The 23,836-nt window shown below is 71.8% G+C and carries 20 protein-coding genes; 7 read left to right on the top strand and 13 right to left on the bottom strand.

The window, feature by feature from the left end:
- Positions 1-193 precede the first annotated feature (193 nt).
- Together ACGFMM_RS06120 and ACGFMM_RS06115 are read right to left on the bottom strand one after the other, a co-directional pair.
- Positions 194-1,234 carry a 3-isopropylmalate dehydrogenase gene (locus ACGFMM_RS06120; protein WP_393643580.1) on the bottom strand — a complete coding sequence of 347 codons (1,041 nt, stop codon included), beginning with the start codon at positions 1,232-1,234 and terminating at the stop codon, positions 194-196.
- A gap of 102 nt (positions 1,235-1,336) precedes the next feature.
- Positions 1,337-1,468 carry a hypothetical protein gene (locus ACGFMM_RS06115; protein WP_393643578.1) on the bottom strand — a complete coding sequence of 44 codons (132 nt, stop codon included), beginning with the start codon at positions 1,466-1,468 and terminating at the stop codon, positions 1,337-1,339.
- 301 nt (positions 1,469-1,769) lie between these two features.
- Between ACGFMM_RS06115 and ACGFMM_RS06110 the strand changes: the two genes are divergently transcribed.
- Entirely contained in the window at positions 1,770-2,657 is an 888-nt protein-coding gene (locus tag ACGFMM_RS06110) for an alpha/beta fold hydrolase (RefSeq protein WP_393643577.1), read from the top strand.
- Here ACGFMM_RS06110 and ACGFMM_RS06105 read toward each other — a convergent pair.
- The 3 genes from ACGFMM_RS06105 to ACGFMM_RS06095 form a co-directional block, all read right to left on the bottom strand.
- Positions 2,647-2,883 (bottom strand): hypothetical protein, encoded by a 237-nt coding sequence (locus ACGFMM_RS06105; RefSeq protein ID WP_393643575.1) that lies wholly within the window; start codon positions 2,881-2,883, stop codon positions 2,647-2,649. The two genes, ACGFMM_RS06110 and ACGFMM_RS06105, sit on opposite strands and share 11 nt — an antisense overlap.
- A gap of 127 nt (positions 2,884-3,010) precedes the next feature.
- A complete protein-coding gene (pruA, locus tag ACGFMM_RS06100; RefSeq protein ID WP_393643573.1) occupies positions 3,011-4,642 on the bottom strand; it encodes an L-glutamate gamma-semialdehyde dehydrogenase in 1,632 nt (543 codons plus the stop codon).
- Positions 4,643-4,675: 33 nt separating this feature from the next.
- Positions 4,676-5,602 carry a proline dehydrogenase family protein gene (locus ACGFMM_RS06095; protein ID WP_393643572.1) on the bottom strand — a complete coding sequence of 309 codons (927 nt, stop codon included), beginning with the start codon at positions 5,600-5,602 and terminating at the stop codon, positions 4,676-4,678.
- 197 nt (positions 5,603-5,799) lie between these two features.
- Here ACGFMM_RS06095 and ACGFMM_RS06090 point away from each other — a divergent pair, with 197 nt between their 5' ends.
- Genes ACGFMM_RS06090 through ACGFMM_RS06080 form a run of 3 tightly spaced genes read left to right on the top strand, consistent with a single transcriptional unit; the run spans position 5,800 to position 9,324 of the window.
- Positions 5,800-7,014: a PucR family transcriptional regulator gene (locus ACGFMM_RS06090; protein WP_393643570.1), complete on the top strand. Its 1,215-nt coding sequence runs from the start codon at positions 5,800-5,802 to the stop codon at positions 7,012-7,014.
- 16 nt (positions 7,015-7,030) lie between these two features.
- Entirely contained in the window at positions 7,031-8,179 is a 1,149-nt protein-coding gene (locus ACGFMM_RS06085; RefSeq protein ID WP_393643568.1) for a DUF1266 domain-containing protein, read from the top strand.
- Complete coding sequence (locus ACGFMM_RS06080) at positions 8,176-9,324, top strand: DUF1266 domain-containing protein (RefSeq protein WP_393643567.1); 1,149 nt, start codon at positions 8,176-8,178, stop codon at positions 9,322-9,324. The genes ACGFMM_RS06085 and ACGFMM_RS06080 overlap by 4 nt, the downstream gene beginning before the upstream one ends.
- Positions 9,325-9,341: 17 nt before the next feature.
- Here ACGFMM_RS06080 and ACGFMM_RS06075 read toward each other — a convergent pair whose 3' ends face one another.
- The 7 genes from ACGFMM_RS06075 to ACGFMM_RS06045 form a co-directional block, all read right to left on the bottom strand.
- Entirely contained in the window at positions 9,342-9,917 is a 576-nt protein-coding gene (locus tag ACGFMM_RS06075; protein ID WP_393643565.1) for a TetR/AcrR family transcriptional regulator, read from the bottom strand.
- Positions 9,918-9,991: 74 nt separating this feature from the next.
- The gene (gene serA, locus ACGFMM_RS06070; protein WP_393643564.1) at positions 9,992-11,581 is read right to left on the bottom strand and encodes a phosphoglycerate dehydrogenase; all 1,590 of its coding nucleotides are present in this window, start codon (positions 11,579-11,581) and stop codon (positions 9,992-9,994) included.
- A gap of 235 nt (positions 11,582-11,816) precedes the next feature.
- Positions 11,817-12,818 (bottom strand): ketol-acid reductoisomerase, encoded by a 1,002-nt coding sequence (gene ilvC, locus ACGFMM_RS06065; RefSeq protein WP_393643562.1) that lies wholly within the window; start codon positions 12,816-12,818, stop codon positions 11,817-11,819.
- An 87-nt stretch (positions 12,819-12,905) separates the two neighbouring features.
- Entirely contained in the window at positions 12,906-13,430 is a 525-nt protein-coding gene (gene ilvN, locus ACGFMM_RS06060) for an acetolactate synthase small subunit (protein WP_019889675.1), read from the bottom strand.
- A gap of 27 nt (positions 13,431-13,457) precedes the next feature.
- On the bottom strand, positions 13,458-15,314 hold the full coding sequence (locus tag ACGFMM_RS06055; RefSeq protein ID WP_393643560.1) for an acetolactate synthase large subunit: 1,857 nt from the start codon (positions 15,312-15,314) through the stop codon (positions 13,458-13,460).
- A gap of 239 nt (positions 15,315-15,553) precedes the next feature.
- The gene (locus tag ACGFMM_RS06050) at positions 15,554-18,487 is read right to left on the bottom strand and encodes a putative bifunctional diguanylate cyclase/phosphodiesterase (RefSeq protein ID WP_393643558.1); all 2,934 of its coding nucleotides are present in this window, start codon (positions 18,485-18,487) and stop codon (positions 15,554-15,556) included.
- A 337-nt stretch (positions 18,488-18,824) separates the two neighbouring features.
- Positions 18,825-19,787 (bottom strand): 2-hydroxyacid dehydrogenase, encoded by a 963-nt coding sequence (locus ACGFMM_RS06045; RefSeq protein WP_393643557.1) that lies wholly within the window; start codon positions 19,785-19,787, stop codon positions 18,825-18,827.
- A 75-nt stretch (positions 19,788-19,862) separates the two neighbouring features.
- On the opposite strand from ACGFMM_RS06045, the gene ACGFMM_RS06040 reads away from it, so the two are divergent.
- From ACGFMM_RS06040 to ACGFMM_RS06030, 3 genes are all read left to right on the top strand, one after another.
- Positions 19,863-20,873, top strand: coding sequence for an aldo/keto reductase (locus ACGFMM_RS06040; RefSeq protein ID WP_393643556.1), 1,011 nt, complete (start codon positions 19,863-19,865; stop codon positions 20,871-20,873).
- A 179-nt stretch (positions 20,874-21,052) separates the two neighbouring features.
- The gene (locus tag ACGFMM_RS06035; protein WP_393643554.1) at positions 21,053-22,201 is read left to right on the top strand and encodes a PQQ-dependent sugar dehydrogenase; all 1,149 of its coding nucleotides are present in this window, start codon (positions 21,053-21,055) and stop codon (positions 22,199-22,201) included.
- A gap of 3 nt (positions 22,202-22,204) precedes the next feature.
- Positions 22,205-22,426: a DUF6191 domain-containing protein gene (locus ACGFMM_RS06030; protein WP_393643552.1), complete on the top strand. Its 222-nt coding sequence runs from the start codon at positions 22,205-22,207 to the stop codon at positions 22,424-22,426.
- 22 nt (positions 22,427-22,448) lie between these two features.
- Here the strand turns inward: ACGFMM_RS06030 and ACGFMM_RS06025 are convergent, their stop codons facing one another.
- The gene (locus ACGFMM_RS06025; RefSeq protein WP_393643550.1) at positions 22,449-23,792 is read right to left on the bottom strand and encodes a lipase family protein; all 1,344 of its coding nucleotides are present in this window, start codon (positions 23,790-23,792) and stop codon (positions 22,449-22,451) included.
- Between the last annotated feature and the right edge of the window lie 44 nt (positions 23,793-23,836).

Below are 23,836 nucleotides of genomic sequence, written 5' to 3'. Positions count from 1 at the left end.
GCACGTCCTCGCCACTGCTAGGACGTCCGAGCTTCTCCGCATGCCGCGGCCCCACGTTCGATTATCGCGCGTGGGGGCCGGGGCAGGAAGCGGGGGTGAGTGCGGCCCAGGGTTCGATGGTGGCACCCGGAGGCCGCACAGGTGAAGCCGCCGGGCGCGGTGGGCGACCCGGCGGCTTCGTAGAGTCGGCGGGTCAGCTCGCTACGCGTACCGCGAGCGCGTCGCCGATCTCGTCCGTCGTACGGGGGGCGGTGCCGCGCTCGGCGAGGTCGGCCGCGACGGCCTCCTCGATCCGGGCCGCCTCGGACTCGAGGCCGAGGTGGCGCAGGAGCAGCGCGACGGACAGGACGGTGGCCGTGGGGTCGGCCTTGCCCTGGCCGGCGATGTCGGGCGCGGAGCCGTGGACCGGCTCGAACATGGAGGGGTACTCGCCGCTCGGGTTGATGTTGCCGGAGGCCGCGACGCCGATGCCGCCGGAGACGGCGGCGGCGAGGTCGGTGATGATGTCGCCGAAGAGGTTGTCGGTGACGATCACGTCGAACCGCGCCGGGTCGGTGACGAGGAAGATCGTCGCCGCGTCGACGTGCAGGTAGTCCGTGGTGACCTCGGGGAACTCCGCGGCCACCTTGTTGAAGATGTTCGTCCACAGGTGCCCCGCGAAGGTGAGCACGTTGTTCTTGTGGACGAGGGTCAGCTTCTTGCGCGGGCGGGCCTGGGCGCGGGCGAAGGCGTCCCGGACCACGCGCTCGACGCCGAAGGCGGTGTTGACCGAGACCTCGGTCGCGACCTCGTGCTCGGTGCCCTTGCGGATGGTGCCGCCGTTACCGGTGTACGGGCCCTCGGTGCCCTCGCGGACCACGACGAAGTCGATCTCCGGCTGGCCGGCGAGCGGGGTCGCCACGCCGGGCAGCAGCCGGGACGGACGCAGGTTGACGTGGTGGTCGAAGGCGAAGCGGAGCCTCAGCAGGAAGCCGCGCTCCAGCACGCCGGACGGGACCGAGGGGTCGCCGATGGCGCCGAGCAGGATGGCGTCGTGCTGCTTGAGGGCGTCGAGATCGGCGTCGGTGAGGGTCTCACCGGTGGCGTGGTAGCGCCGGGCGCCGAAGTCGTACTCCTTGGTCTCCAGCTTCACATCCTGCGGAAGGACGGCCGAGAGCACCTTGAGGCCCTGGGTCACGACCTCCTGGCCGATGCCGTCGCCGGGGATCACTGCGAGATTGATGCTGTGAGACATGTCGGCACCCTACTCTTCGTCCCATCGTCTGACACGGTCACGTCCACGATGCGGACGTCCGTGTCGGACTTCCGTGCCGGACGTCCGTGTCGGACGCGTGGGTCAGTGGCCGGTCTCGCCGCCGTTGTCGCGGCGGTCGAGGGCGCGCTGGAGGGCGGCGGCGGCGTTCTTGCGGGCGTCGTCGCTGGGACGGCTGGCGGAGTGGCGGACGCGGCGGGCGGTCTGAGCGGCCATGAGGGATCGACTCCTTGAGATCAGCGTGATCGAAGGCGCCGGAAGGGGCGGGGAGCGGGCCCGCAGGGGTTGCCTGCGCAGGGGCATCGCGCTCTCGACCGCCATTCGCTCGATGGAGCGGGACGTTCGGCTCCTACAAAGCTAGGACAGGTCCGGCTGTCTGTCTCCACAGTTACTCGGACTTCCTACTATCTGAGACGGCACTCCCCGAGCCCTAACCCCTCTCAATCCATTGACAGGTTAGAGAAATGCGTGATCGACTCCTCTCGCAACCACTGAAACGCAGATGAGGGGTTAGGCGATGAGCGAGCAGCAGGTCCACCACCGCACCGTGAACGTCCGCGGCCACGCGATCTTCTACCGGGAGGCCGGGCCGGCCCACGCGCCCGTCCTGCTCCTGCTGCACGGCTTCCCGACCAGCTCGTACATGTTCCGCGACCTGATCCCGCGGCTGGCCCGGCGCTACCGGGTCATCGCCCCCGACCACCTCGGGTTCGGCCACTCCGCGGCGCCCTCGGCGCAGGAGTTCACGTACACCTTCGCCTCACTCGCCGCCCTGACGGCCGAGTTCACCGAGGCGCTCGGCCTCGACCGGTTCGCGCTCTACATCCAGGACTACGGCGCGCCGATCGGCCTGCGGCTCGCCCTGGCCCACCCCGAGCGGATCACCGCGATCGTCACCCAGAACGGCAACGCGTACGACGAGGGCCTCGGCGCCGACGCCTGGGCGCCGGTCCTCGCGCTGATCGCGGACCGGAACCCGAAGACCGAGGCCCCGGTCCGCGCCATCCGCTCACTGGACGGAATCCGCTGGCAGTACGAGACCGGCGTCCCGGCCGCGTACCGCTCCCTGCTGAACCCGGACGCCTGGCACCACGACGCCGCACTGATGGCCCGCGAGGGCCAGGACGGCATCCAGCTCGGCCTGATCGCCGACTACGGCGCGAACTTCGCGCTCTACCCGGCCTTCCAGGAGTACTTCCGCACCAGCCGGGTGCCGCTGCTCGCCGTCTGGGGCGAGGGCGACGAGGTGTTCGTGCCCTCGGGCGCGGAGGCGTTCCGCCGCGATCTGCCGGACGCGGAGATCCACCTGCTGCCCACCGGCCACTTCGCCCTGGAGACCCACGCCCCGCAGATCGCGGCGCTGACGGACGACTTCCTCGCCCGGCGGGTCGGCGTCAGGCCGTAGCCTCCCTAAGCTGCCGGGCCACGCGCCCGACCCAGTCGGCGAACTCCTCGCGGTGGTGTTCCTCACCCCCGCACAGGGCTGTGACCTGGGCGTCCGTGAGTGCGTCCGGTCCCGGCTCGGCCAGCAGTCGGTGCAGCTCCGTCAGCACGGACGTCATCCGCTGCGCGTCCAGGTGGTCGATCGCGTCCACCCCGTGCCCGGGGCCGAGGGACGTCGAACCAGGCATACCGCACCTCCTCGCCGAGTCACCCCCTCCAAGCAGCGTAAGCCCGCCCCATGAGAACCGCCCCCGTCCTCGGTTGGGGGACCAAGGAGGGGGGCGGTGTCGGGGAGCCTCGGTGAGGCGGAGGGCGTCAGCCCATGTGGGGGTAGCCGTACTCGGTCGGCGGGACCAGCGTCTCCTTGATGGCGCGGGTCAGCGTCCAGCGCATCAGGTTCTGCGGGGCGCCCGCCTTGTCGTTGGTGCCGGAGGCACGGCCGCCGCCGAAGGGCTGCTGGCCGACGACGGCGCCGGTCGACTTGTCGTTGATGTAGAAGTTGCCCGCGGCGAAGCGGAGCTTCTCCATCGTGTACGCGGCGGCCGCGCGGTCGCCCGAGATGACCGCGCCGGTGAGGGCGTAGTCGGAGGCGGACTCCATCTGGGTCAGCATCTCGTCGTACTTCGCGTCGTCGTAGACGTACACGGCGAGGATCGGGCCGAAGTACTCGGTCGTGAAGACCTCGTTCTCGGGGTCGGTGCACTCGATGACCGTCGGACGGACGAAGTAGCCCTCGGAGTCGTCGTACGTGCCGCCGGCGACGATCGTGCAGGTCTCGTCGGCCTTGGCGCGGTCGATCGCGGCCTTGTTCTTGGCGAACGCGCGGTCGTCGATGACGGCGCCGATGAAGTTCGACAGGTCGGTGACGTCACCCATGGTGATGCCGTCGACCTCGGCCGCGAACTGCTCCTTGAAGCCGTCGTTCCAGATCGAGGCCGGGACGTAGGCACGCGAGGACGCGGAGCACTTCTGGCCCTGGAACTCGAAGGAGCCGCGGGTCAGGGCGGTCTTCAGGATCGCGCGGTCGGCGCTCGGGTGGGCGACGACGAAGTCCTTGCCGCCGGTCTCGCCGACGATCCGCGGGTACGAGCGGTACGTCTCGATGTTGTTGCCGACCGTCTTCCACAGGTGCTGGAAGGTCCTGGTCGAACCGGTGAAGTGGATGCCGGCGAGGTCGCGGTGGTTCAGGGCCACCTCGGAGACGGCGATGCCGTCGCCGGTCACCAGGTTGATGACGCCCTTCGGCAGACCGGCCTCCTCCAGGAGCTCCATCAGGAGCACGGCGGAGTGGGTCTGGGTCGGGGACGGCTTCCAGACCACCACGTTGCCCATGAGGGCGGGGGCGGTGGGCAGGTTGCCCGCGATGGCCGTGAAGTTGAACGGCGTGATCGCGTAGACGAAGCCCTCCAGCGGGCGGTGGTCCAGACGGTTCCAGACGCCCGGGGAGTTCGCCGGCGGCTGCTCGGCCAGGATCTGGCGGGCGTACGCGACGTTGAAACGCCAGAAGTCGACGAGCTCGCAGGGGGTGTCGATCTCGGCCTGCTGGGCGGTCTTCGACTGGCCGAGCATGGTGGAGGCGGCCAGGGTCTCGCGCCACGGGCCGGCCAGCAGCTCGGCGGCGCGCAGGATGATCGCCGCGCGGTCGTCGAAGGACATCGCGCGCCACGCCGGGGCGGCGGCCAGGGCGGCGTCGATGGCGTCCTGGGCGTCCTGCTGGGTGGCGCCCGCGAAGGTGCCGATGACGGCCTTGTGGTTGTGCGGCTGCACGACGTCGACACGCTCGCCGCCGCCCATGCGCTTCACGCCGCCGATGGTCATCGGCAGCTCGCGCGGGTTGTCGGCCAGCTCCTTGAGCTTGACCTCCAGGCGGGCGCGCTCGGGCGAGCCGGGGGCGTAGCCGTGCACCGGCTCGTTGACGGGAGTGGGGACCTGGGTCACAGCGTCCATGAGTCTCGTAACTCCTTATGAGGGGTGGTGGGCTCAGCCCTTGGTGAGGATGGACCGGGCGAAGAACAGGAGGTTGGCCGGCTTCTCGGCCAGACGCCGCATGAAGTAGCCGTACCAGTCGGTGCCGTAGGCGGTGTAGACACGCATCCGGTGGCCCTCGGCGGCGAGGCGGAGGTGCTCCTCGCCGCGGATGCCGTACAGCATCTGGAACTCGTACTCGTCCTGCTTGCGCCCGGCGCGGCGGGCGAGCTCCTGGCCGACGGCGATCAGGCGCGGGTCGTGGGACCCGATCATCGGGTAGCCCTCGCCCTCCATGAGGATCCTCAGGATGCGGACGTACGCCTTGTCGATCTCCGCCTTGTCCTGGATCGCGACCTCGGCGGGCTCCTTGTAGGCGCCCTTGACGATGCGGACCCGGGAGCCGTTCGCGGCGAGCCGGCGGGCGTCGTCCTCGGTGCGGTAGAGGTACGCCTGGATGACGCAGCCGGTCTGCGGGAAGTCCTTCCGCAGCTCCTCGTGGATGGCGAACATCGAGTCGAGGGTGGTGTGGTCCTCGGCGTCCAGGGTGACCGTGGTGCCGATCGCGGCGGCGGCCTCGACGACCGGGCGGACGTTCGCCAGCGCCAGCTCATGCCCGTTCTCGAGCGACTGGCCGAACATCGACAGCTTCACCGACATCTCGGCGCGCTCACCGAGCTCGAGCTCCTTCAGGCGCTCGATCAGCTCCAGGTAGGCGTCCCGGGCGGCGTACGACTGCTCGACGGTGGTGATGTCCTCGCCGACGACGTCGAGGGTGAGCTCGAGCCCCTTGCCGGCGAGCTCCCGGACGATCGGGACGACCTGGTCGACGGTCTCGCCGGCGATGAACCGGGCGACGACCTGCTTGGTGCCCGGCGCGGCCGACACGAAGCGGCGCATCTTGTCGCTGCGCGACGCGGCGAGGATCAGGGGACCCAGCACGGGGGCACCTCCAGAGGACAATGCGGAGAAACGGGTGCCGTAACCGACCGTACGGAACGATTCGGGAACAGCACGAAGAACCACCGTGAAACCTAAGGATCGCTCCGATCCTCGGCCATCGACAGCTGTCACGCATCCGTGTCCACCACCTCAGACATTTGTCTGAAGGTTCCGGCGGCCGGTGCGAGAATGGCCGCGTGAAGGGCGATTACCAGGAGCTGGTCGACGAGATCTCCGAGCTGCTCGGCGAGCCGGCGACCCTGGAGAACCGGGACTTCGGCCTGATCGCCTTCGGGGCCCACGACAGCGACGACGACAGCGCGATGGACCCGGTCCGCACCCGCTCGATCCTCACCAGGAAGTCCACCCCGGCCGTCCGCGCCTGGTTCGAGGGCTTCGGCATCGCCCGGGCGACCGGCCCGGTCCGCATCCCCGCCGCCCCGGACGCGGGCGTCTTCCGGGACCGGATCTGCCTGCCGGTACGCCATCGGGGTGTGGCCCTCGGCTACGTGTGGCTGCTCGACGCCGAACCCGGCCCGACGCACGAGCAGCTCACGGCGGCGATGGAGGTGGCCGGCCGGATCGGCGCGCTGCTCGCGGACGAGGAACGGGCGGGCGCGGACCTGTCCCGGGAACTGCGGGCGGCGCTGGGCGCCGAGCGCGGCTGGCAGTACGACATGGCGCTGACGGCGCTGCGCTCCGCGCTGGGCCCGTCGGCGGACGGGCCGCACGCGCTGGTGTGCGTGGCTCCCTGGCCCACCGCGGGCGGCCCCTCGGCGCGTACGGTGCCGGCCGCGGCGGCCCTGAGCGCACTCCCCTGGCACGCGCCGGGCGGCGGCCCCGGGCCCACGGCGGCCGCACCGTCCGCCGGGCCGGGCGACGCGGGGAGCGGTGAGACGGCCGAGCCGTCGCGCGCGCTGGCCGTCCTCGTGCGCCTGCGGGCCGCCGACTCCCTCGCGCCCGCGCTCACCGCGGCGGAGCGGCTGCGCGACGCGGCCGGCCCGGGCGCGGTCGCCGGGATCGCGACGCCCCGGCGCGGCCTCGCGGAGCTGGACGCCTCCTGGCGGGAGGCCGGCGCGGCCACCCGGGCGGCCCTGGCCGAGCCCCGGCTGGGGCCGGTCGCCCAGTGGTCGGCCATCGGCCCGTACCGCCTCCTGACCTCGCTCCCCCCGTCGCCCCACGACCCGTCCGCAGGCCCCCTGTTGACCCCCGCGCACGCCGAACTCGCCCGCACCGCCGAGGTGTTCCTCGACCATGCGGGGCAGGCCGGCCGCACGGCGGCGGCCCTGGGCATCCACCGCCAGACGCTGTACTACCGCCTCTCCCGCGTCGAGGCCCTCACGGGGCTCGACCTCGACGACGGCGAGGACCGCCTGCTGCTCCACATGGCGCTGAAGGCCGCGAAGCTCTGAAGTCTAGGATCGGCGTATGACAACGGGGAGTTGGGCGGCGCCGACGCACGCCGAGCGGCAGCTGTACGAGGCGGGGGCGCGCGGGGACACGGCCGGCGTGCTCGACGCCCTCGGGCGGACGCGGCTCTACGTGCTCACGGCCCGGCTGCACGCCGACGCGCCCGGGTTCGTCGCCCCGCTTCCCACCCGGCGTGACGAGGCCGCGCGGCGCACCGTCGTCCCCGTACTGACCGAGGGAATGCTGCCGCCCTGGCATCCGGACTGGGTGTTCCAGCAGATCACGCTCGGCGAGCTGGCTCAGAGCTGGCCGCACGACAAGTGGTGGCTCGCCGTCAATCCGGACACCCCGTACGCGGCCGCGCTGCCGGCCCGGAGCGCCGACCGGCGGGCCTGGGAGGAGGCCGCGGAACGGGGCGGCGGGCCCGCGCGGCTGCGGCTGCTCACCCACGCCGGCGGCCATCTGCACGGGCCGGTCGCGCAGGGCCTGGCGCTCGGCGCCCATCTCGCGGTGCTCAACGGGCTGGTGTGGAACCAGCTCGGGGCCCAGTACGAGGACTACGCCACCGACGTCTCCCGGCTGCGCCGGCCCTGGGGCGTGTACCACCGGGCGGGCTTCCGGGAGACGCTGGAGACCCTGCTCGCCACTCGGCTGGCCGGCCGGGTGCCGGAGTCCGTGCTTGCGGTGCGCCGCCGGCTGGCCGTACGGCTGGGCGTGACGCCCACGGCCGACGAGTGGTCGACGGCGGTCACCGCCGCCCTCGACCCGGACGGCAGCAACCGCGAGACCCGGGCGGAGGCCGCCTGGTTCCAGCGCCGGATCGCGCACTACGAGGACCGGTTCCGCGCCGACGGCGTCCTCGCGCCCGACGGCCGGATCGACACGATCGCCGCCTTCGACTTCGGCCGCGCCGTGAACGTCGTACGGCTGGCGCTCGGCGCGCGCTACTGCGATCCGCAGGAGGCCGAGCAGTCGGTGCTGCGGGTCGTCGGGCCGGCCCGGCAGGCGTACGGCTCCTGGGCGGACTTCTCGCTCGGCTATCTGCTCGCCCGGCTGATCCACTTCGACGAGGGCGACCCCGAGCCGATGTACCAGGAGTGCCTGGCCGTCCACCGCACGCTCACCCAGGACCCCACGAGCCCCTACCGGAACATCCCATGGTCATGACCCCCCAACTCTGGACCCCGCCGACCGAGGTCGAACAGCTGCTGCACGACGCCGGGACGAGCGGCGACGGCGATGCCCAACTCCGCGCGCTGGCCGGGGCGGAGCTGTTCATCGGCGCCCCGAAGGCCGAGGTCGACGCGGAGCCGGACACGGTCTACTGGCGCTCCCAGGAGATCGGGAACGGAGTCGTCGTCCGGCCGGTGCTCACCCGCGGCATGCTGCCGCCGTGGCATCCGGAGTGGGTGTTCCACCAGGTCACGCTCCGGTACTGCGCCGAGTTCCAGTGGCGCAACCCACGGATGCTGCTCGCGGTGAACGGGGGCACTCCCGGGCAGCTGCTGCTGCCCGCCCAGCCCGAGCACCGGGCGCTGTGGCTGCGGTACTACGCCGAGCGGGAGCACACCGCCGGGCGCCGCTTCGTCGCCCTGCGGCACGGAGTGCTGCACGGTCCGCTCGCCTACGGGCTGGCCTGCGGGGCCCATCTGGCGTTCGGGAACGGCGTGCCGTGGAACGACGTCGGCTCCGTCTATCACGGGTACACCGACGAGCTCGCGTCGCTCCGCGACTCGTGGGACGTCACCGACCGCGCGGGCTGGCAGAAGGAGCTGGACGCGCTGCTCGACGCGCGCAACAGCCCGCCGGAGCCGGACTTCGCGCTGCGGGTCCGCGAGCAGCTGCGGATCCGCGGCGGCGAGCCGCCGTCACCGGACCTGTGGCGGGAGACCGCCGCCGGGCACGCCCAGGACCTCGGCGCGGGCCCCGGGGCGGTCCGGCACATCGAGGAGCTGGTGCGCCGCATCCTGCGGTACGAGGCCCGGTTCCGTGCGGACGGGCTGCTGCCACCGGACGGACGGGTGCGGACGACGGTCGCGTACGACTACAGCCGCGCGGTGAACATGGCCCGCTGGGGTCTCTCGGCCCGGTTCTGCACGCCGCCGGAGGCCGAGCAGGCCATTGTGCACGCGGGGGCGCTGAGCAGGTCCGCGTACACGTCGTGGCAGGAGTACTCGGCGGGCTACGCGCTGGGCCGGGTGCTGCGCTTCGACGGGGAGGAGTACGGGCCGTACCACGAGGGGAACGTGGCCGCCCACCGCGTCCTCATGGAGCACCCTGGCAGCCCGTGGCGGAACATCCCCTGGCGCTGAGCCGGTCGCGCTCCCTGTCAGTCCCGCTCCCCCATCAGGATCCTGAGGCCCTCGGTGAGGTCGTCGGCGGACGGGGCGGTCTCCGGGTCGACCATCCACTGGATCATCACGCCGGTGGCCAGCGCCTGGACGAACAGCCCGGCGACCCGGGCCTTCTCCGGGTCGGCCGCCGGGTCGATGCCGAGGAAGCCCTCCGCCATGCCCAGCCGGCCCTCGCGCTGCGGCTCCTTGATGGCCTCGCGCAGCTTCTCGTCGTCGTCGAGGCGGGTGACGACCTCGGTCTGGAGCTTCCAGACCGGGCGGGCCGCCTCGGCGCCGGCGATGAGCGTCGCCCACAGGTCGTGGAACCGCCGGTACGGGTCGGCCGGCCGGTCCGTCACGGGACCCTCGACCGAGCCGACGCTGTTGCCCCAGTCCTCCGTCAGCGCGAGGAAGGCCTGCTGGAGCAGGGCGTCCTTGGAGCCGTAGTGGTAGCCGATGGAGGCCAGGTTGGTGCCGGAGGCGGCGACGATGTCGCGGGCCGTGGTGCGGGCGTAGCCCTTCTCCAGGAGGCAGCGCTTGGCACCGTCGAGCAGGTCTTCCTTGTGTCCCATGACAGCACTGTACCCGGGATTTAGACATCCGTGTAAGACGTACGTCTAAGGTCCCGGGTACGGGGTCGTGCGGATCAGACCAGGTTCACCGAGCGGGCCGAGGCCGCGCCGATCTCCGCCGCCAGGTCGGCCAGCACGTTCGCCGGGACCGTGTCGTCCACGGTCAGCACGGCCAGCGCCTCGCCGCCCTCCTCGGCGCGGGCCACCTGCATGCCCGCGATGTTCAGGCCCGCCTCACCGAGGATCCGGCCGACGGTGCCGACGACACCCGGGCGGTCCTCGTAGCGCAGCACGACCATGTGGTCGGCCATCGCCAGGTCCACGTCGTACGCGCCGATCCCGACGATCTTCTGGAAGTGCTTGGGGCCGGCCAGCGTGCCGGAGACCGCGACCTCCTCGCCGCCGGAGAGCGTGCCGCGCACGGTCACCAGGTTGCGGTGGTCCGGGGACTCGCTGCTGGTGGTCAGGCGCACCTCGACACCGCGCTCCTGCGCGAACAGCGGGGCGTTGACGTAGCTGACGGTCTCGTCGACGACGTCCTCGAACACGCCCTTCAGCGCGGAGAGTTCGAGCACCTTCACGTCGTGCTGGGTGATCTCGCCGTACACCTCGACGTCGAGCCGGACCGCGACCTCGCCGGCCAGCGCGGTGAAGATCCGGCCGAGTCGCTCGGCCAGCGGCAGACCCGGCTTCACGTCCTCGGCGATGACGCCGCCCTGGACGTTGACCGCGTCCGGGACCAGCTCGCCGGCGAGCGCGAGGCGCACCGACCTGGCGACCGCGATGCCGGCCTTCTCCTGGGCCTCGTCCGTGGACGCGCCGAGGTGCGGGGTGCAGACGACCTGGTCGAGCTCGAAGAGCGGGGAGTCCGTGGTGGGCTCCTTCGCGTACACGTCGAGACCGGCGCCGGCGACCCGGCCCTCCTTGAGGGCGGAGTACAGCGCGGCCTCGTCGACGATGCCGCCGCGGGCCGCGTTCACGATCCGGACGGTCGGCTTGACCTTGTGCAGCGCCTCGTCGCCGATGAGACCGAGGGTCTCCGGGGTCTTCGGCAGGTGGACGGTGATGAAGTCGGCGACCTCGAGCAGCTCGTCCAGGGAGAGCAGCTTCACGCCCATCTGGGCGGCGCGGGCCGGCTGCACGTAGGGGTCGTACGCGACGATCTTCATGCCGAACGCGGACATGCGCTGGGCGACCAGGACGCCGATGCGGCCGAGGCCGACGACGCCGAGGACCTTCTCGCTGAGCTCGACGCCGGTGTACTTGGAGCGCTTCCACTCGCCGTTCTTCAGCGCGGTGTTGGCCTGCGGGATGTTGCGCGCGGTGGCGACGAGCAGACCGCAGGCGAGCTCGGCGGCGGTGACGATGTTGGAGGTCGGGGCGTTCACGACCATCACGCCGGCCTTGGTGGCGGCGGAGACGTCCACGTTGTCCAGGCCCACGCCGGCGCGGGCGACGACGCGCAGCTTCTTGGCGGCGGCGATGGCCTCGGCGTCCACCTTGGTGGCGGAGCGGATCAGGATCGCGTCCACGTCGGCGATGGCGGGCAGCAGCTCGGCGCGGTCCGCGCCGTTGCAGCTCCGGATCTCGAAGTCCGGGCCGAGCGCGTCGACGGTGGCGGGCGACAGCTCTTCAGCGATGAGTACGACAGGTTTCGAGCTCACGTGAATCCTCACAGTGGCAGTGCGGACGGCCGTCCCGACGGCCGCAGGCGGTGGAGGGGCTAGCCGCGTGGAAGACGCACGACGCTGTGGGCCTGACGCGATGTTGTTCAAGAGTGTAGTGCCGGACGGGTGCGTCGAATCCGCCGTGGCGGAAGGATCACCCGTCCGTGGTTGGACTGACTGTCCAATGATGTGCCGAAGGGCCGGACATGGTGTCCGGCCCTTCGGCCGAGGCTTACGCCTCCTCGTCGTTCACCCAGCTCATGAGCTTGCGCAGCTCCTTGCCGGTGGTCTCCAGGAGGTGCTTCTCGTCCTGGGTCTTGTACTCGTTGTACTTCTTCAGGCCGCCGTGGTACTCGTCCATCCAGTTCTTGGCGAAGGTGCCGTCCTGGATCTCGGCGAGGACCTGCTTCATCTCGGCCTTGGTGGCGTCGGTGATGATCCGCGGGCCGGTGACGTAGTCGCCCCACTCGGCGGTCTCGGAGACGGACCAGCGCATCTTCTCCAGGCCGCCCTCGTACATGAGGTCCACGATCAGCTTCAGCTCGTGGAGGCACTCGAAGTACGCGATCTCCGGCTGGTAGCCGGCCTCGACCAGGGTCTCGAAGCCCGCCTTGACCAGCGCGGACGCGCCACCGCAGAGGACCGCCTGCTCACCGAACAGGTCGGTCTCGGTCTCCTCGGTGAAGGTGGTCTTGATGACGCCGGCGCGGGTGCCGCCGATGGCCTTGGCGTAGGAGAGCGCCAGGGCGAAGGCGTTGCCCGTCGCGTCCTGCTCGACGGCGGCGATCGCGGGGACGCCGCGGCCCTCCTCGTACTGGCGGCGGACCAGGTGGCCCGGGCCCTTCGGGGCGACCAGGGCGACGTCGACGCCGGCCGGGGGCTTGATGAAGCCGAAGCGGACGTTGAAGCCGTGGGCGAAGAACAGCGCCTTGCCGTCCTTCAGGTTCGGCGCGATCGACTCCTCGTACACCTTCGCCTGGATCGGGTCCGGGATGAGGATCATGATGACGTCGGCCTCGGCAGCCGCCTCGGCGGGCGTGACCACGCGCAGACCCTGCTCCTCGGCCTTGGCCTTGGACTTGGAGCCCTCGTGCAGACCGACGCGGACGTCGACACCCGAGTCGCGGAGCGACAGCGCGTGGGCGTGGCCCTGGCTGCCGTAGCCGATCACCGCGACCTTGCGGCCCTGGATGATGGACAGGTCGGCGTCGTCGTCGTAGAACAGCTCGGCCACTGGGATTCTCCTTGGAGTGCTGGTGTTGCTTCCCACCGTACGGCGGGAGGGGGAAGGGAAGTCTTCTGGTCTCGTCAGGCGGAACGGTCAGGCGCTGCGGTCGAGAGCCCGCAGGGACCGGTCCGTGATGGACCGGGCACCACGCCCTATGGCGATCGTGCCCGACTGGACGAGTTCCTTGATGCCGAACTGCTCCAGCATCTTGAGCATCGCGTCGAGCTTGTCACTCGAACCGGTGGCCTCGATGGTGACCGCCTCGGGCGAGACGTCCACGGTCTTGGCGCGGAACAGCTGGACGATCTCGACGATCTGGGAGCGGGTCTCGTTGTCGGCGCGGACCTTCACCAGGACGAGCTCGCGCTGGATCGCGGCGCTGGGCTCGAGTTCGACGATCTTCAGGACGTTGACCAGCTTGTTGAGCTGCTTGGTCACCTGCTCCAGCGGCAGGTCCTCGACATTGACCACGATGGTGATGCGGGAGATGTCGGGGTGCTCGGTGACACCGACCGCGAGCGAGTCGATGTTGAAGCCGCGGCGGGAGAAGAGCGCGGCGATGCGGGCCAGGATGCCGGGGGTGTTCTCGACCAGGACCGAGAGGGTGTGCTTGGACATGGTGTTCTCGCTATCTCTCTCGGGCTCTCAGTCGTCTTCGCCGTCGCCGAAGTCCGGGCGGACTCCACGGGCGGCCATGACCTCGTCGTTGGAGGTGCCGGCGGCGACCATCGGCCAGACCTGGGCGTCCTCGTGGACGATGAAGTCGACGACGACCGGGCGGTCGTTGATGGCGTTGGCCTGCTCGATGACCTTGTCGAGGTCGGCCGGGTCCTCGCAGCGCAGGGCGACGCAGCCCATGGCCTCGGACAGCTTGACGAAGTCCGGGATGCGGGTGCCGCGGGCCTCCGGGTTGACGTCGTCCGGGCCGGAGTGCAGGACCGTGTTCGAGTAGCGCTGGTTGTAGAACAGCGTCTGCCACTGGCGGACCATGCCCAGGGCGCCGTTGTTGATGATGGCGACCTTGATCGGGATGTTGTTCAGGGCGCAGGTGACCAGTTCCTGATTGGTCATCTGGAAGCAGCCGTCGCCGTCGATCGCCCAGACCGGGCGGTCCGGCATACCGGCCTTGGCGCCCATGGCGGCCGGGACCGCGTAGCCCATCGTTCCGGCGCCGCCGGAGTTCAGCCAGGTGGCGGGCTTCTCGTAGTCGATGAAGTGGGCGGCCCACATCTGGTGCTGGCCGACGCCGGCCGCGTAGATGGTGTCGGCCGGGGCGAGCTGGCCGATGCGCTGGATGACCTGCTGCGGCGAGAGGCTGCCGTCCTCCGGCAGGTCGTAGCCGAGCGGGTAGGTCTCGCGCCAGCGGTTCAGGTCGCTCCACCAGGCGCTGTAGTCGCCCTTGTTGCCCTCGCTGTGCTCGGCCTGGACGGCCTGGACAAGGTCGGCGATGACCTCGCGGGCGTCGCCGACGATCGGGACGTCGGCGGCGCGGTTCTTGCCGATCTCGGCCGGGTCGATGTCCGCGTGGACGATCTTGGCGAACGGGGCGAAGCTGTCCAGCTTGCCGGTGACGCGGTCGTCGAAGCGGGCGCCGAGGGCGACGATCAGGTCGGCCTTCTGCAGCGCGGTGACGGCGGTGACCGCGCCGTGCATGCCGGGCATGCCGACGTGCTGCGGGTGGCTGTCGGGGAACGCGCCCAGCGCCATCAGGGTGGTGGTGACCGGGGCCCCGGTCAGCTCGGCGAGGACCTTCAGCTCGGTGGTCGCGCCGGCCTTGAGGACGCCGCCGCCGACGTACAGGACGGGGCGCTTGGCCGCGGTGATCAGCTTCGCGGCCTCGCGGATCTGCTTGGCGTGCGGCTTGGTGACCGGGCGGTAGCCGGGCAGGTCGGTCTGCGGCGGCCAGCTGAAGACGGTCTTGGCCTGCAGGGCGTCCTTGGCGATGTCGACCAGGACCGGACCGGGGCGGCCGGTGGAGGCGATGTGGAACGCCTCGGCGATGGTCCGCGGGATGTCCTCGGCCTTGGTGACCAGGAAGTTGTGCTTGGTGATCGGCATCGTGATGCCGCAGATGTCCGCCTCCTGGAAGGCGTCCGTGCCGATCGCCTTGGAGGCGACCTGGCCGGTGATCGCGACCAGCGGGACGGAGTCCATGTGCGCGTCGGCGATCGGGGTGACCAGGTTGGTCGCGCCCGGGCCGGAGGTGGCCATGCAGACGCCGACCTTGCCGGTGGCCTGCGCGTAACCGGTCGCGGCGTGGCCGGCGCCCTGCTCGTGCCGGACGAGGACGTGACGGACCTTGGTGGAGTCCATCATCGGGTCGTACGCGGGGAGGATGGCGCCGCCGGGGATGCCGAAGACGGTGTCGGCCCCCACTTCCTCGAGAGAACGGATGAGGGACTGCGCGCCCGTGACGTGCTCAACGGTGGCGGTGGACTGTCCGCCGTTACGGGCCCGCGGCTGCGGATGGTGGGCCCCGGTGGCCTGCTCGGTCATCGGCATTCTCTTCTCGAAGCTGAGGGTTTTCGCTGGGGTTTCGCTGGGGGGTTTCGCGAGGTTTTAGCGGGTTTTGACGAGTGCCAGTGCAACAAAAAACCCCTCGTGCCGGGAGGCAAGCGAGGGGAGCGCGTCGGGTGTGTCACGAGCGGGACCGTCGAGGCCCTGCTTCAGCCGACGCGCTTTCCAAGTACGAGAATTCGGGTGCGCATGGCACTGACCCTCCCCCCGACGCACAGTCACTGTCAAGTGGGTGGGACGCGCGTCTCAGTATGTGAGCGGATCGGGGGACGCCCGGTGGTACGGATCCGGCCGCTCAGGGCGGGCACGCTGCCGGGAACCGGATAGTCGTCCCGGACCAGGGCGCGGCGCAAGCGGTATTCGTCCAGCGGGCCGGAGAAGGCCATGCCCTGGCCGTGGGTGCAGCCCATGGAACGCAGCGCGAGCACCTGCTCGGGGACGTCCACGCCGTCGGCGACCGACTGCATGCCGAGGTCGCAGGCGATCCGGAGCAGCCCGGCGGTGATCTTGCGGAGCCGGGCGGACTCGACGACGCCCTCGACCAGCCCCCGGTCCAGTTTCAGCACGTCGACGGGGAGCCGGCGCAGCGCGTTGATCGCCGCGTAGCCGCTGCCGAAGCCGTCCAGGGAGATCCGCACGCCGAGCCGGCGCAGGGCGAGCAGCCGCTGCTCCAGCTCGTCGAACGAGATCCGCGGATCGCTGTCGGCGAGCTCGATGATCAGCGCGCCGGAGGGCAGTTCGTGCCGGGTGAGCAGGGCTTCGACGGAGCCGAGCGGGAGCGACTTGTCGAGCAGCCGGCGGGCGGGCAGCCGGATCGAGACGGGGGTGCGGTGGCCGAGGCAGGCGCGCTCGGCTGCCTGGGCCACCGCCTCCTTCAGGAGCCAGCGGCCCAGCTCGGCCGTGCGGTCGGTGTCGTCGGCGACCCGCGTGAACTCGGCCGGGGTGAACAGCACGCCCTGGGCGGAGCGCCAGCGGGCCTGCGCCGCGACGGCGCCGATCCGGCCGGTGGTGAGATCCACCACCGGCTGGTGCAGCAGGGCGAACTCCCCGTCGAGCAGGGCGCTGCGCAGCCGGGCGGCGAGCTCGGTGCGGCGGACGACCTCGGCCTGCATCTGGGGGGCGTAGAGCTCCACCCGGTCCTTGCCGGCGGCCTTGGCGCGGTACATGGCGAGGTCGGCGTTGCGCAGCAGGTCGCCGGCGCTGATGCCGGGCTCGGCGAAGGCGACCCCGATGGAGGCGGCGACCCGCACCTCGGCGCCTTCCACGCGGTACGGCTGGGAGAGCGTGAGCCGGAGCCGGTCGGCGATCTCGTGGATCTGGCACTCGCGGGCGGACTGGTCGCGGCCGCCGTCGCCGAGGATCAGCGCGGCGAACTCGTCGCCGCCGAGCCGGGCGGCTGTGTCCCCGGCGCGCACGGAGTCCTGGAGGCGGCGGGCGGCCTGGATGAGCAGTTCGTCGCCGGCCTGGTGGCCGAGGCGGTCGTTGACGCCCTTGAAGCCGTCGAGGTCGATGAAGAGCACGGCGGCCCCGGCGTCGCCGGCCCGGCGGCCGGTGAGCGCCAGGCGGACCCGTTCGGTGAACAGGGCCCGGTTGGGCAGGTCGGTGAGCGGGTCGTGCTCCGCGTTGTGCCGCAGCTGGGCCTGGAGGCGGACGCGTTCGGTGACGTCACGGCTGTTGAAGATCAGGCCGCCCTGGTGCCGGTTGACGGTGGACTCGACGTTGAGCCACTCTCCCCCACCCCCGGCTTCACCCCCAGTCTCCGGCCGGGAGGTGCCCCCAGAGCGGGAGGTGCCCCCATGGCCGGAACGGAACCGGCACTCGATGCGGGTGGTGGGCTCGTCGGCGGGCGAGGCGGCGAGGAAGCGCCGTACCTCGTGGACGACCGCCCCGAGGTCCTCGGGATGGATCAGGGAGGCGAGTTCGGAGCCGATCAGCTCGTCGGCCTCGCGTCCGTAGACGCCGGAGGCGGCGGGGCTGACGTACCGGAGTATGCCGCTCGGGGCGGCGATCATGATGACATCGCTGGAGCCCTGGACGAGGGACCTGAAGTGGTTCTCCTTCTGGGCCAGTTCATGGGTCAGGGCGATGTTGTCGAGCAGCATGATGCCCTGCCGGACGACGAGGGCGAGCACGACGGTGCAGCCGGTGAAGACGACCACGCGGTCCACTCTGCGTCCCTCGGTGACGTTGTACAGGATGCCCAGGGTGCACACGGCCGCCGCCAGATAGGGCGTGAGGGCGGCGAGCGAGCCGGCGACGGGGCGGCTCCGGTCGCGCGGCGGGCGGGCCGGCGCGGCGGGCTCGGCGATCCGGCGCACGCCCCAGGGCGCGTACGCGAGAAGCAGCGAGCCGGCGAACCAGCCGGCGTCGAGCAGCTGGCCGGAGCGGTAGCTCTCGCGCAGCAGCGGGGAGGTGAACAGGGCGTCGCACAGCACGGTGAGGGCCAGGGCGGCGATCGCGGTGTTGGTGGCCGAGCGGTTGGCGTTGGAGCGGCGGAAGTGCAGGGCCAGGACCATGCTGACGAGCACGATGTCGAGCAGCGGATAGGCGAGCGAGAGGGCGGCCTGGGCGACGCTCTCGCCCTGGAAGTGCGTGGTGTGGGCGAGGGCGAGGCTCCAGGAGAGCGTCAGCAGGGAGCCGCCGATGAGCCAGGCGTCGAGCACGAGGCAGACCCAGCCGGCCCTGGTGACCGGCTTCTTGGCGAGGACGAGGAGCCCGACGATCGCGGGCGGCGCGAAGAGCAGGAAGAACAGGTCGGCGACGGACCTGTCGGGCACGTCCTGGTCGAGGACGACCTCGTACCAGCCCCAGACCGCGTTGCCGCAGGCGGCCATCGCGGACGAGAAGGCGAAGAGGAGCCAGGCGGGCCGGAAGCGGATGTCGCGCAGCCGGCCGTAGAGGAAGCAGGAGACGGCGGCCGCGAGGGCGGCGGCGCTGAGCCCGAAGTCCCCCATGACCAGGGCCAGTCGCGGGGAGCCCCAGCCGAGGGCGGCGCCCGCCGCGTACCCGGCGCAGATCAGGGCGAGGGCGAGCTGGCCGGCGAGGGTGCGGCCCGGGCCGGGCGGGGCGCCCGGCCGGCCCGCGGGCCCGCTTCCGCCGCCCGCGGCTCCGCCGCCGCGGACCGGGCGGCGGCCGATGAGCGCCCCCGGGGTGCTCATCGGAGGTCCCGGGCGGGCGGCTTCGTGCGCTCGGGCGGCTTCGTGCGCCGCTTCGGGGCGCGGGAGGGTCGCCGCCGGCGGCCCCGCCGCGTCGGAACGTCGGTCCTTCGGCCGTACATCACCCGTCGCCCCCCTCGGAATCTGCTGACCCGTCACGTCACTCCCCGGCGTCATGTCCGTACTCGACGCAGTCCCCCGCTCGGGACGATACACCAGGATCGTCACTCAGGGACAGGGGTTCTCTACGCTCCGTGACGATCAACTGATCGTCGGCACTGTACGCACCCGCCCGCATCCGGAGCGTGTCCGCCGTGTGCCGTGAGCGACTGCCGGGCGGTCAGGTCGTCAGCACGACGTTGGCGAGCTCCTCACCGGCCGCGAACCGGGTCAGCTGACCGGCGATCAGCCGCTTGGCACGCGGCATGAACGCCGACGTGGAGCCCCCCACATGCGGGGTGACCAGAACACCGGGAGCGTGCCACAAGGGGTGGCCGGGCGGCAGCGGTTCCGGGTCGGTGACATCGAGTGCCGCGGTGATGCGGCCGCTCTCCAGCTCCGCGAGCAGCGCCTTCGTGTCCACCACCGGGCCGCGCGCGACGTTCACCAGCAGTGCGCCGTCCTTCATCCGGGCGAGGAAGCCGGCGTCGGCGAGATGCCTGGTCTGCGCGGTGAGCGGGGTGGAGAGGATCACCACGTCGGCCTCGGGCAGCAGGGCCGGCAGATCCGCGAGCGCGTGCACAGGCCCGCGCTCCGTGGCACGGGCGGAGCGCGCGACGCGCGCCACCCGCGCGCACTCGAAGGGCGCGAGCCGGTCCTCGATGGCCGCGCCGATGGAGCCGTAACCGACGATCAGCACCGACCTGTCGGCGAGCGCCGGATAGAAGCCGGCCCGCCACTCCTCGGCGTCCTGGCCGCGCACGAAGCCCGGGACGTCACGGAGCGAGGCGAGGATCAGGGCGAGCGTCAGCTCGGCGGTGCTGGCCTCGTGGACGCCCTTGGCATTGCACAGGCGCACGCCGGAGCGCAGGTCGCCGAGGCCCGGAGTGACGTGGTCGATGCCGGCGGAGAGGGTCTGCACCACCCGTACCGACGTCATGCCGGCGAGCGGGCGCACGGCGATCTCGCTGCCCTTCATGTACGGCACCACGTAGAAGGCGCAGCGCGCCGGGTCGGCGGGGAACTCGGGGCCGCCGTCCCAGTGCACATAGCGCAGACCCGACGCGCCCGGGTCGGGCAGTCCGTCGATCTCGGCCGCCGGGATCGGAAGCCACACGTCAGCGGTTGTGTCGTCAACTCTCATGCCCGGGAGGCTATGCGAAGAATCCGGCAGGTCATTGGTTACTTTGGGGAGCGGCACAGGGAGGGGTACCGGCACGTGGAGCGCAGGACAATCGGGGCGGCGGCGCTCGAAGTGGGTGCGATCGGCCTCGGCTGCATGCCGATGAGCTGGGCGTACAGCAGCTCGTCGCAGCGCGGCGACCGTTCGCTGCGGACGGTGCACACGGCGCTGGACGCCGGGGCGAACCTGCTCGACACGGCCGACATGTACGGCCCGTTCACCAACGAACTGCTGATCGGACGGGTTCTGAAGGAGCGTCGGGCGGACGCGTTCGTCTCGACGAAGGTCGGACTGCTGGTCGGCGACGGCCACGTGGTGGCCAACGGCCGTCCCGGGTACGTGCGCAGGGCGTGCGACGCCTCGCTGCGGCGGCTGCAGACCGATGTGATCGACCTGTACCAGCTGCACCGCCCCGACCCCGAGGTGCCGGTCGAGGAGACCTGGGGCGCGATGGCGGAACTGGTCGCCGCGGGAAAGGTGCGCGCGCTCGGGGTGTCCGCGATGGGCGCGCGGGCGAGGCGGCGCGGGAGCGCCGGCGCGCGGCCCGATCCGTACGAGGGAACGATCCGTCAGCTCGAACGCGTGCAGCAGGTGTTCCCGGTGAGCGCGGTGCAGGCGGAGCTGTCCGTGTGGTCGCCGGAGGCGCTGGACCGGCTGCTGCCGTGGTGCGCCTCGCGGGGCGTGGGCTTCCTGGCGGGGATGCCGCTCGGGAACGGCTTCCTGACCGGGACGCTGACGCCGGGCGGCGGCTTCGAGCCGGACGACCTGCGGGCCCGGCACCCCCGCTTCACGGCGGAGATGATGGCCGCGAACCAGCCCCTGGTCGCGGGCCTGCGCCGGGTGGCGGGACGGCACGGCGACGGGGTCACCCCGGCGCAGGTGGCGCTGGCGTGGACCCTGACGGCGGGACGGCACGTGGTGCCGGTGCCGGGGACGAAGCGGGAGCGGTGGGCGCGGGAGAACGCCGGCGCAGCGGAGCTGACGCTGACGGAGAGGGACCTGCGCGAGATCGGGTCGCTGCCGGGGGCGCGGGGCTCCTGGGACTGAGCGCGTCGGTCCGCGGTCCGATGGAGAGGCGGATCGACGGGCAGGCGGTCCGACGCAGAGGCGGACCGACGGACAGGCGGACGATCCCGTTCGGGCGAATTCGAATGGACCGGGAACCCTGGGCGGGCCGAGCGGTGTTTTCCGTACGAAGGGCGTCCGTCGAGGAAGGGGTCGGGACCATGCGACGACGTACGGGGACGGCCGTGGCGGCCGGGCTGCTGATGGTGCTGGTGACGGCCTGCTCGTCGGAGGGCGGCGGGGCCGCGCCGGCGAGTACGGGGACGGGTGCGACGACGCCCGCCGCCGCGCCGCCGACCGGCTCCGCGCCGCCGGCGAAGGGCTCGGTGCGGGTGACGGGGACGGTCACCGAGGACCTGAAGTCGCCGTGGGGGCTCGTGGCGCTGCCGGACGGGGACCTCCTGGTCGCCTCGCGGGACGAGGGCACGCTCACCCGGGTCGACGCGCAGACCGGGCGGAAGACGCAGGTCGGCTCGGTGCCGGGGGTCGCGCCGGGCGGCGAGGGCGGGCTGCTGGGGCTGGCGGTCTCCCCGGACTTCGCCCAGGACCGACAGGTGTACGCGTACTTCACCACCGAGTCGGACAACCGGATCGCCCGGCTGCGGTACGACGCGACGAAGCCGGCCGGACAGCAGCTCGGGGCGCCGGACACGGTGCTGCGGGACATCCCGAAGGGCGTGGTGCACAACGGCGGGCGGATCGCGTTCGGCCCCGACGGGATGCTGTACGCGGGGACCGGCGAGACGGGGAACACCGGGCTGGCCCAGGACCGCGGGTCGCTGGGCGGCAAGATCCTGAGAATGACGCCGGACGGGAAGCCGGCGCCGGGCAATCCTTCGCCGGACTCGGTGGTGTACTCGTGGGGCCACCGCAATGTGCAGGGGCTCGCCTGGGACTCGGCGAAGCGGCTGTGGGCGGCGGAGTTCGGCCAGAACACATGGGACGAGCTGAACCTGGTGCAGGCCGGCAAGAACTACGGCTGGCCGGACGTCGAGGGCAAGGGCGGCCGGGCCGGCTTCGTCGACCCGGTGGCCCAGTGGCGCACGGAGGAGGCCTCGCCGAGCGGTATCGCGTACGCGCAGGGCTCGATCTGGATGGCGGGCCTGCGGGGCGAGCGGCTGTGGCGGATCCCGCTGGCCGGCGGGACGGCCTCGGCGGCGCCGCAGGCGTTCCTGACGGGCGACCACGGCCGACTGCGCACCGTCCTGGCGACCGGCGGCGGGGGCCTGCTCCTGGTGACCAGCGAGACCGACGGCAGAGGCAGCCCGGAGTCCGGCGACGACAGGATCCTGCGCCTGGAGGTGCGCTAGCCGATGTTCAGCTCCCTCGACGAACTCTTCGCCCCCGGCCGCCGTCACCAGGAGGAGGAGCGCCGGCGACTGGCGCTCACCCGTGAGGACGCCGGTGACAGCGATCCCTCCCGGGGGCCGATAGACCTCGGCTCCGGGCGGGTCACGATACGGGTCCCCGGTCCGCCCGCCGGAGCGGCGGACGGACCGGGGGACGGAGCGGGGGACGGGCCGGGGGACGGCTGAGCGGTCAGGACGGCGGGACGGCCTACTCCGGCGCCAGCGAGTTGCCCGCGGGGATGCGACCGCAGTCGGACGGGGCCGTCCGGCCGGCGAAACGGTCGCCGAGCCAGCCCAGCGCGACGGGCGCCCAGACGACGGGCGTGCCCACGTGGCTGAGCAGCTCGTGCTGGGTGTACTTGACGGCAGCACTGCCGGTGGCGCAGTACTGCCGGGCGAGCGCCCGTACGTCTCCGGCGACCATGACGCCGTCGCCCGTGCCGATGCCCGGGTGGTTGCTGAACGTCCCCTCCAGGACGCCCGCGTCGCCCTGGGCGATGAACCCGGGGACGGTCGGGGTGGCGGCGGAGCCGAGGTTGAGCTTGTTCACCGCGGTGCGGAACTCGGGGATCGAGTTGGGGTCGGCGTACTCCGGCTTCGCCATCTTCTTCCAGGTCAGCCCGGGGTAGTGACCGATGGCGTCGATGATCGAGCCCTGCTGCAGCTCGTCGTACACCTTCCGGCCGTAGTCGCTGAGGTAGGACTTGAGGTCGATGTCGTACGAGCGGGAGACCCCGATGACCGCCATGGGTATGACGCCCGACCACGCCAGCGAGCCGTCCACGTACTTCAGGTTGTGCGCCGGGGCCACGAGCAGGCCGCCCTCGGCGTAGCCGACCAGCCTGCGGTTGACGTCGGGCGCGTAGCTCGGTGCGAGCGCGGCGGCCCAGTTGGTCGCGATGGCGCCGCCGGAGTAGCCGATCAGGCCGAACGCGGTGGCGGAACTCAGGCCGGTCTGCGCCGACTTGCTCGCGGCGCGGATCGAGTCGAGCGTGTTGGTGCCGTACTCCGGTCCGGCGGCGAAGTTCGCCCGCTGGCCCTCGGTGTCCGGGATGACGACGTTGTAGCCCTGCGCCAGCAGCGGCGCGATGAAGATCGCCTCGGCGTTCGGGATGAGACCGCCCAGCGTGAGGTCGCCCGCGATCGCCCGGGACGGCCCGTCCTCGGGGTCGAGCGAGTCGTAGAACGACTGGTAGGACACGGCCTTGCTGCCGTCGCCCGTCAGGCTGCGCACCACCGTGGTCACGTTGGCGGCCGGCCGGCCCTGCGCGTCGGTGGTGCGGTAGAGCAGCTGGACCGCCTGCAGCGGCGTGGGAATGCCGATGAGGTGGTACTGCAGCGTCCGGGTCTTCAGCACGTCACCCGGCGCGAACGAGGCCAGGGGTTTGCTGCCGTCGTAGGTGTAGAAGGGGTCGCTCGCCGTCGCCGTGACCGTCGTCGCCGGCGCGGACGGGGCGGCGGCTTCGGTGGTGGCGCCGGCGCTCGGCGCGGCGGTCATGGCCGCCGCGGTGGCGACGGCTACGGCGGTCAGGCGGAATGCAGCCTTGGACATGGGTTCCTCGTTTCGTGGGGGCGTGCGGGAGCAGGTGGCACGGG

Origin of the sequence: Streptomyces sp. NPDC048604 (assembly GCF_043199435.1) — a bacterium.
In the GTDB taxonomy this organism is placed as follows: Bacteria; Actinomycetota; Actinomycetes; order Streptomycetales; family Streptomycetaceae; genus Streptomyces.
The sequence above is the reverse complement of the archived record's forward strand: the minus strand, read 5'-3'. Positions and strand labels throughout refer to the sequence as shown.

Coding starts and splice junctions, on each gene's coding strand:
- ACGFMM_RS06120 (WP_393643580.1), bottom strand. CDS start 1,234: ATGTCTCACAGCATCAATCTCGCAGTGATCCCCGGCGACGGCATCGGC.
- ACGFMM_RS06115 (WP_393643578.1), bottom strand. CDS start 1,468: ATGGCCGCTCAGACCGCCCGCCGCGTCCGCCACTCCGCCAGCCGTCCC.
- ACGFMM_RS06110 (WP_393643577.1), top strand. CDS start 1,770: ATGAGCGAGCAGCAGGTCCACCACCGCACCGTGAACGTCCGCGGCCAC.
- ACGFMM_RS06105 (WP_393643575.1), bottom strand. CDS start 2,883: ATGCCTGGTTCGACGTCCCTCGGCCCCGGGCACGGGGTGGACGCGATC.
- pruA (WP_393643573.1), bottom strand. CDS start 4,642: ATGGACGCTGTGACCCAGGTCCCCACTCCCGTCAACGAGCCGGTGCAC.
- ACGFMM_RS06085 (WP_393643568.1), top strand. CDS start 7,031: ATGACAACGGGGAGTTGGGCGGCGCCGACGCACGCCGAGCGGCAGCTG.
- ACGFMM_RS06080 (WP_393643567.1), top strand. CDS start 8,176: ATGACCCCCCAACTCTGGACCCCGCCGACCGAGGTCGAACAGCTGCTG.
- ACGFMM_RS06075 (WP_393643565.1), bottom strand. CDS start 9,917: ATGGGACACAAGGAAGACCTGCTCGACGGTGCCAAGCGCTGCCTCCTG.
- ilvN (WP_019889675.1), bottom strand. CDS start 13,430: ATGTCCAAGCACACCCTCTCGGTCCTGGTCGAGAACACCCCCGGCATC.
- ACGFMM_RS06055 (WP_393643560.1), bottom strand. CDS start 15,314: ATGCCGATGACCGAGCAGGCCACCGGGGCCCACCATCCGCAGCCGCGG.
- ACGFMM_RS06050 (WP_393643558.1), bottom strand. CDS start 18,487: ATGAGCACCCCGGGGGCGCTCATCGGCCGCCGCCCGGTCCGCGGCGGC.
- ACGFMM_RS06045 (WP_393643557.1), bottom strand. CDS start 19,787: ATGAGAGTTGACGACACAACCGCTGACGTGTGGCTTCCGATCCCGGCG.
- ACGFMM_RS06035 (WP_393643554.1), top strand. CDS start 21,053: ATGCGACGACGTACGGGGACGGCCGTGGCGGCCGGGCTGCTGATGGTG.
- ACGFMM_RS06030 (WP_393643552.1), top strand. CDS start 22,205: ATGTTCAGCTCCCTCGACGAACTCTTCGCCCCCGGCCGCCGTCACCAG.
- ACGFMM_RS06025 (WP_393643550.1), bottom strand. CDS start 23,792: ATGTCCAAGGCTGCATTCCGCCTGACCGCCGTAGCCGTCGCCACCGCG.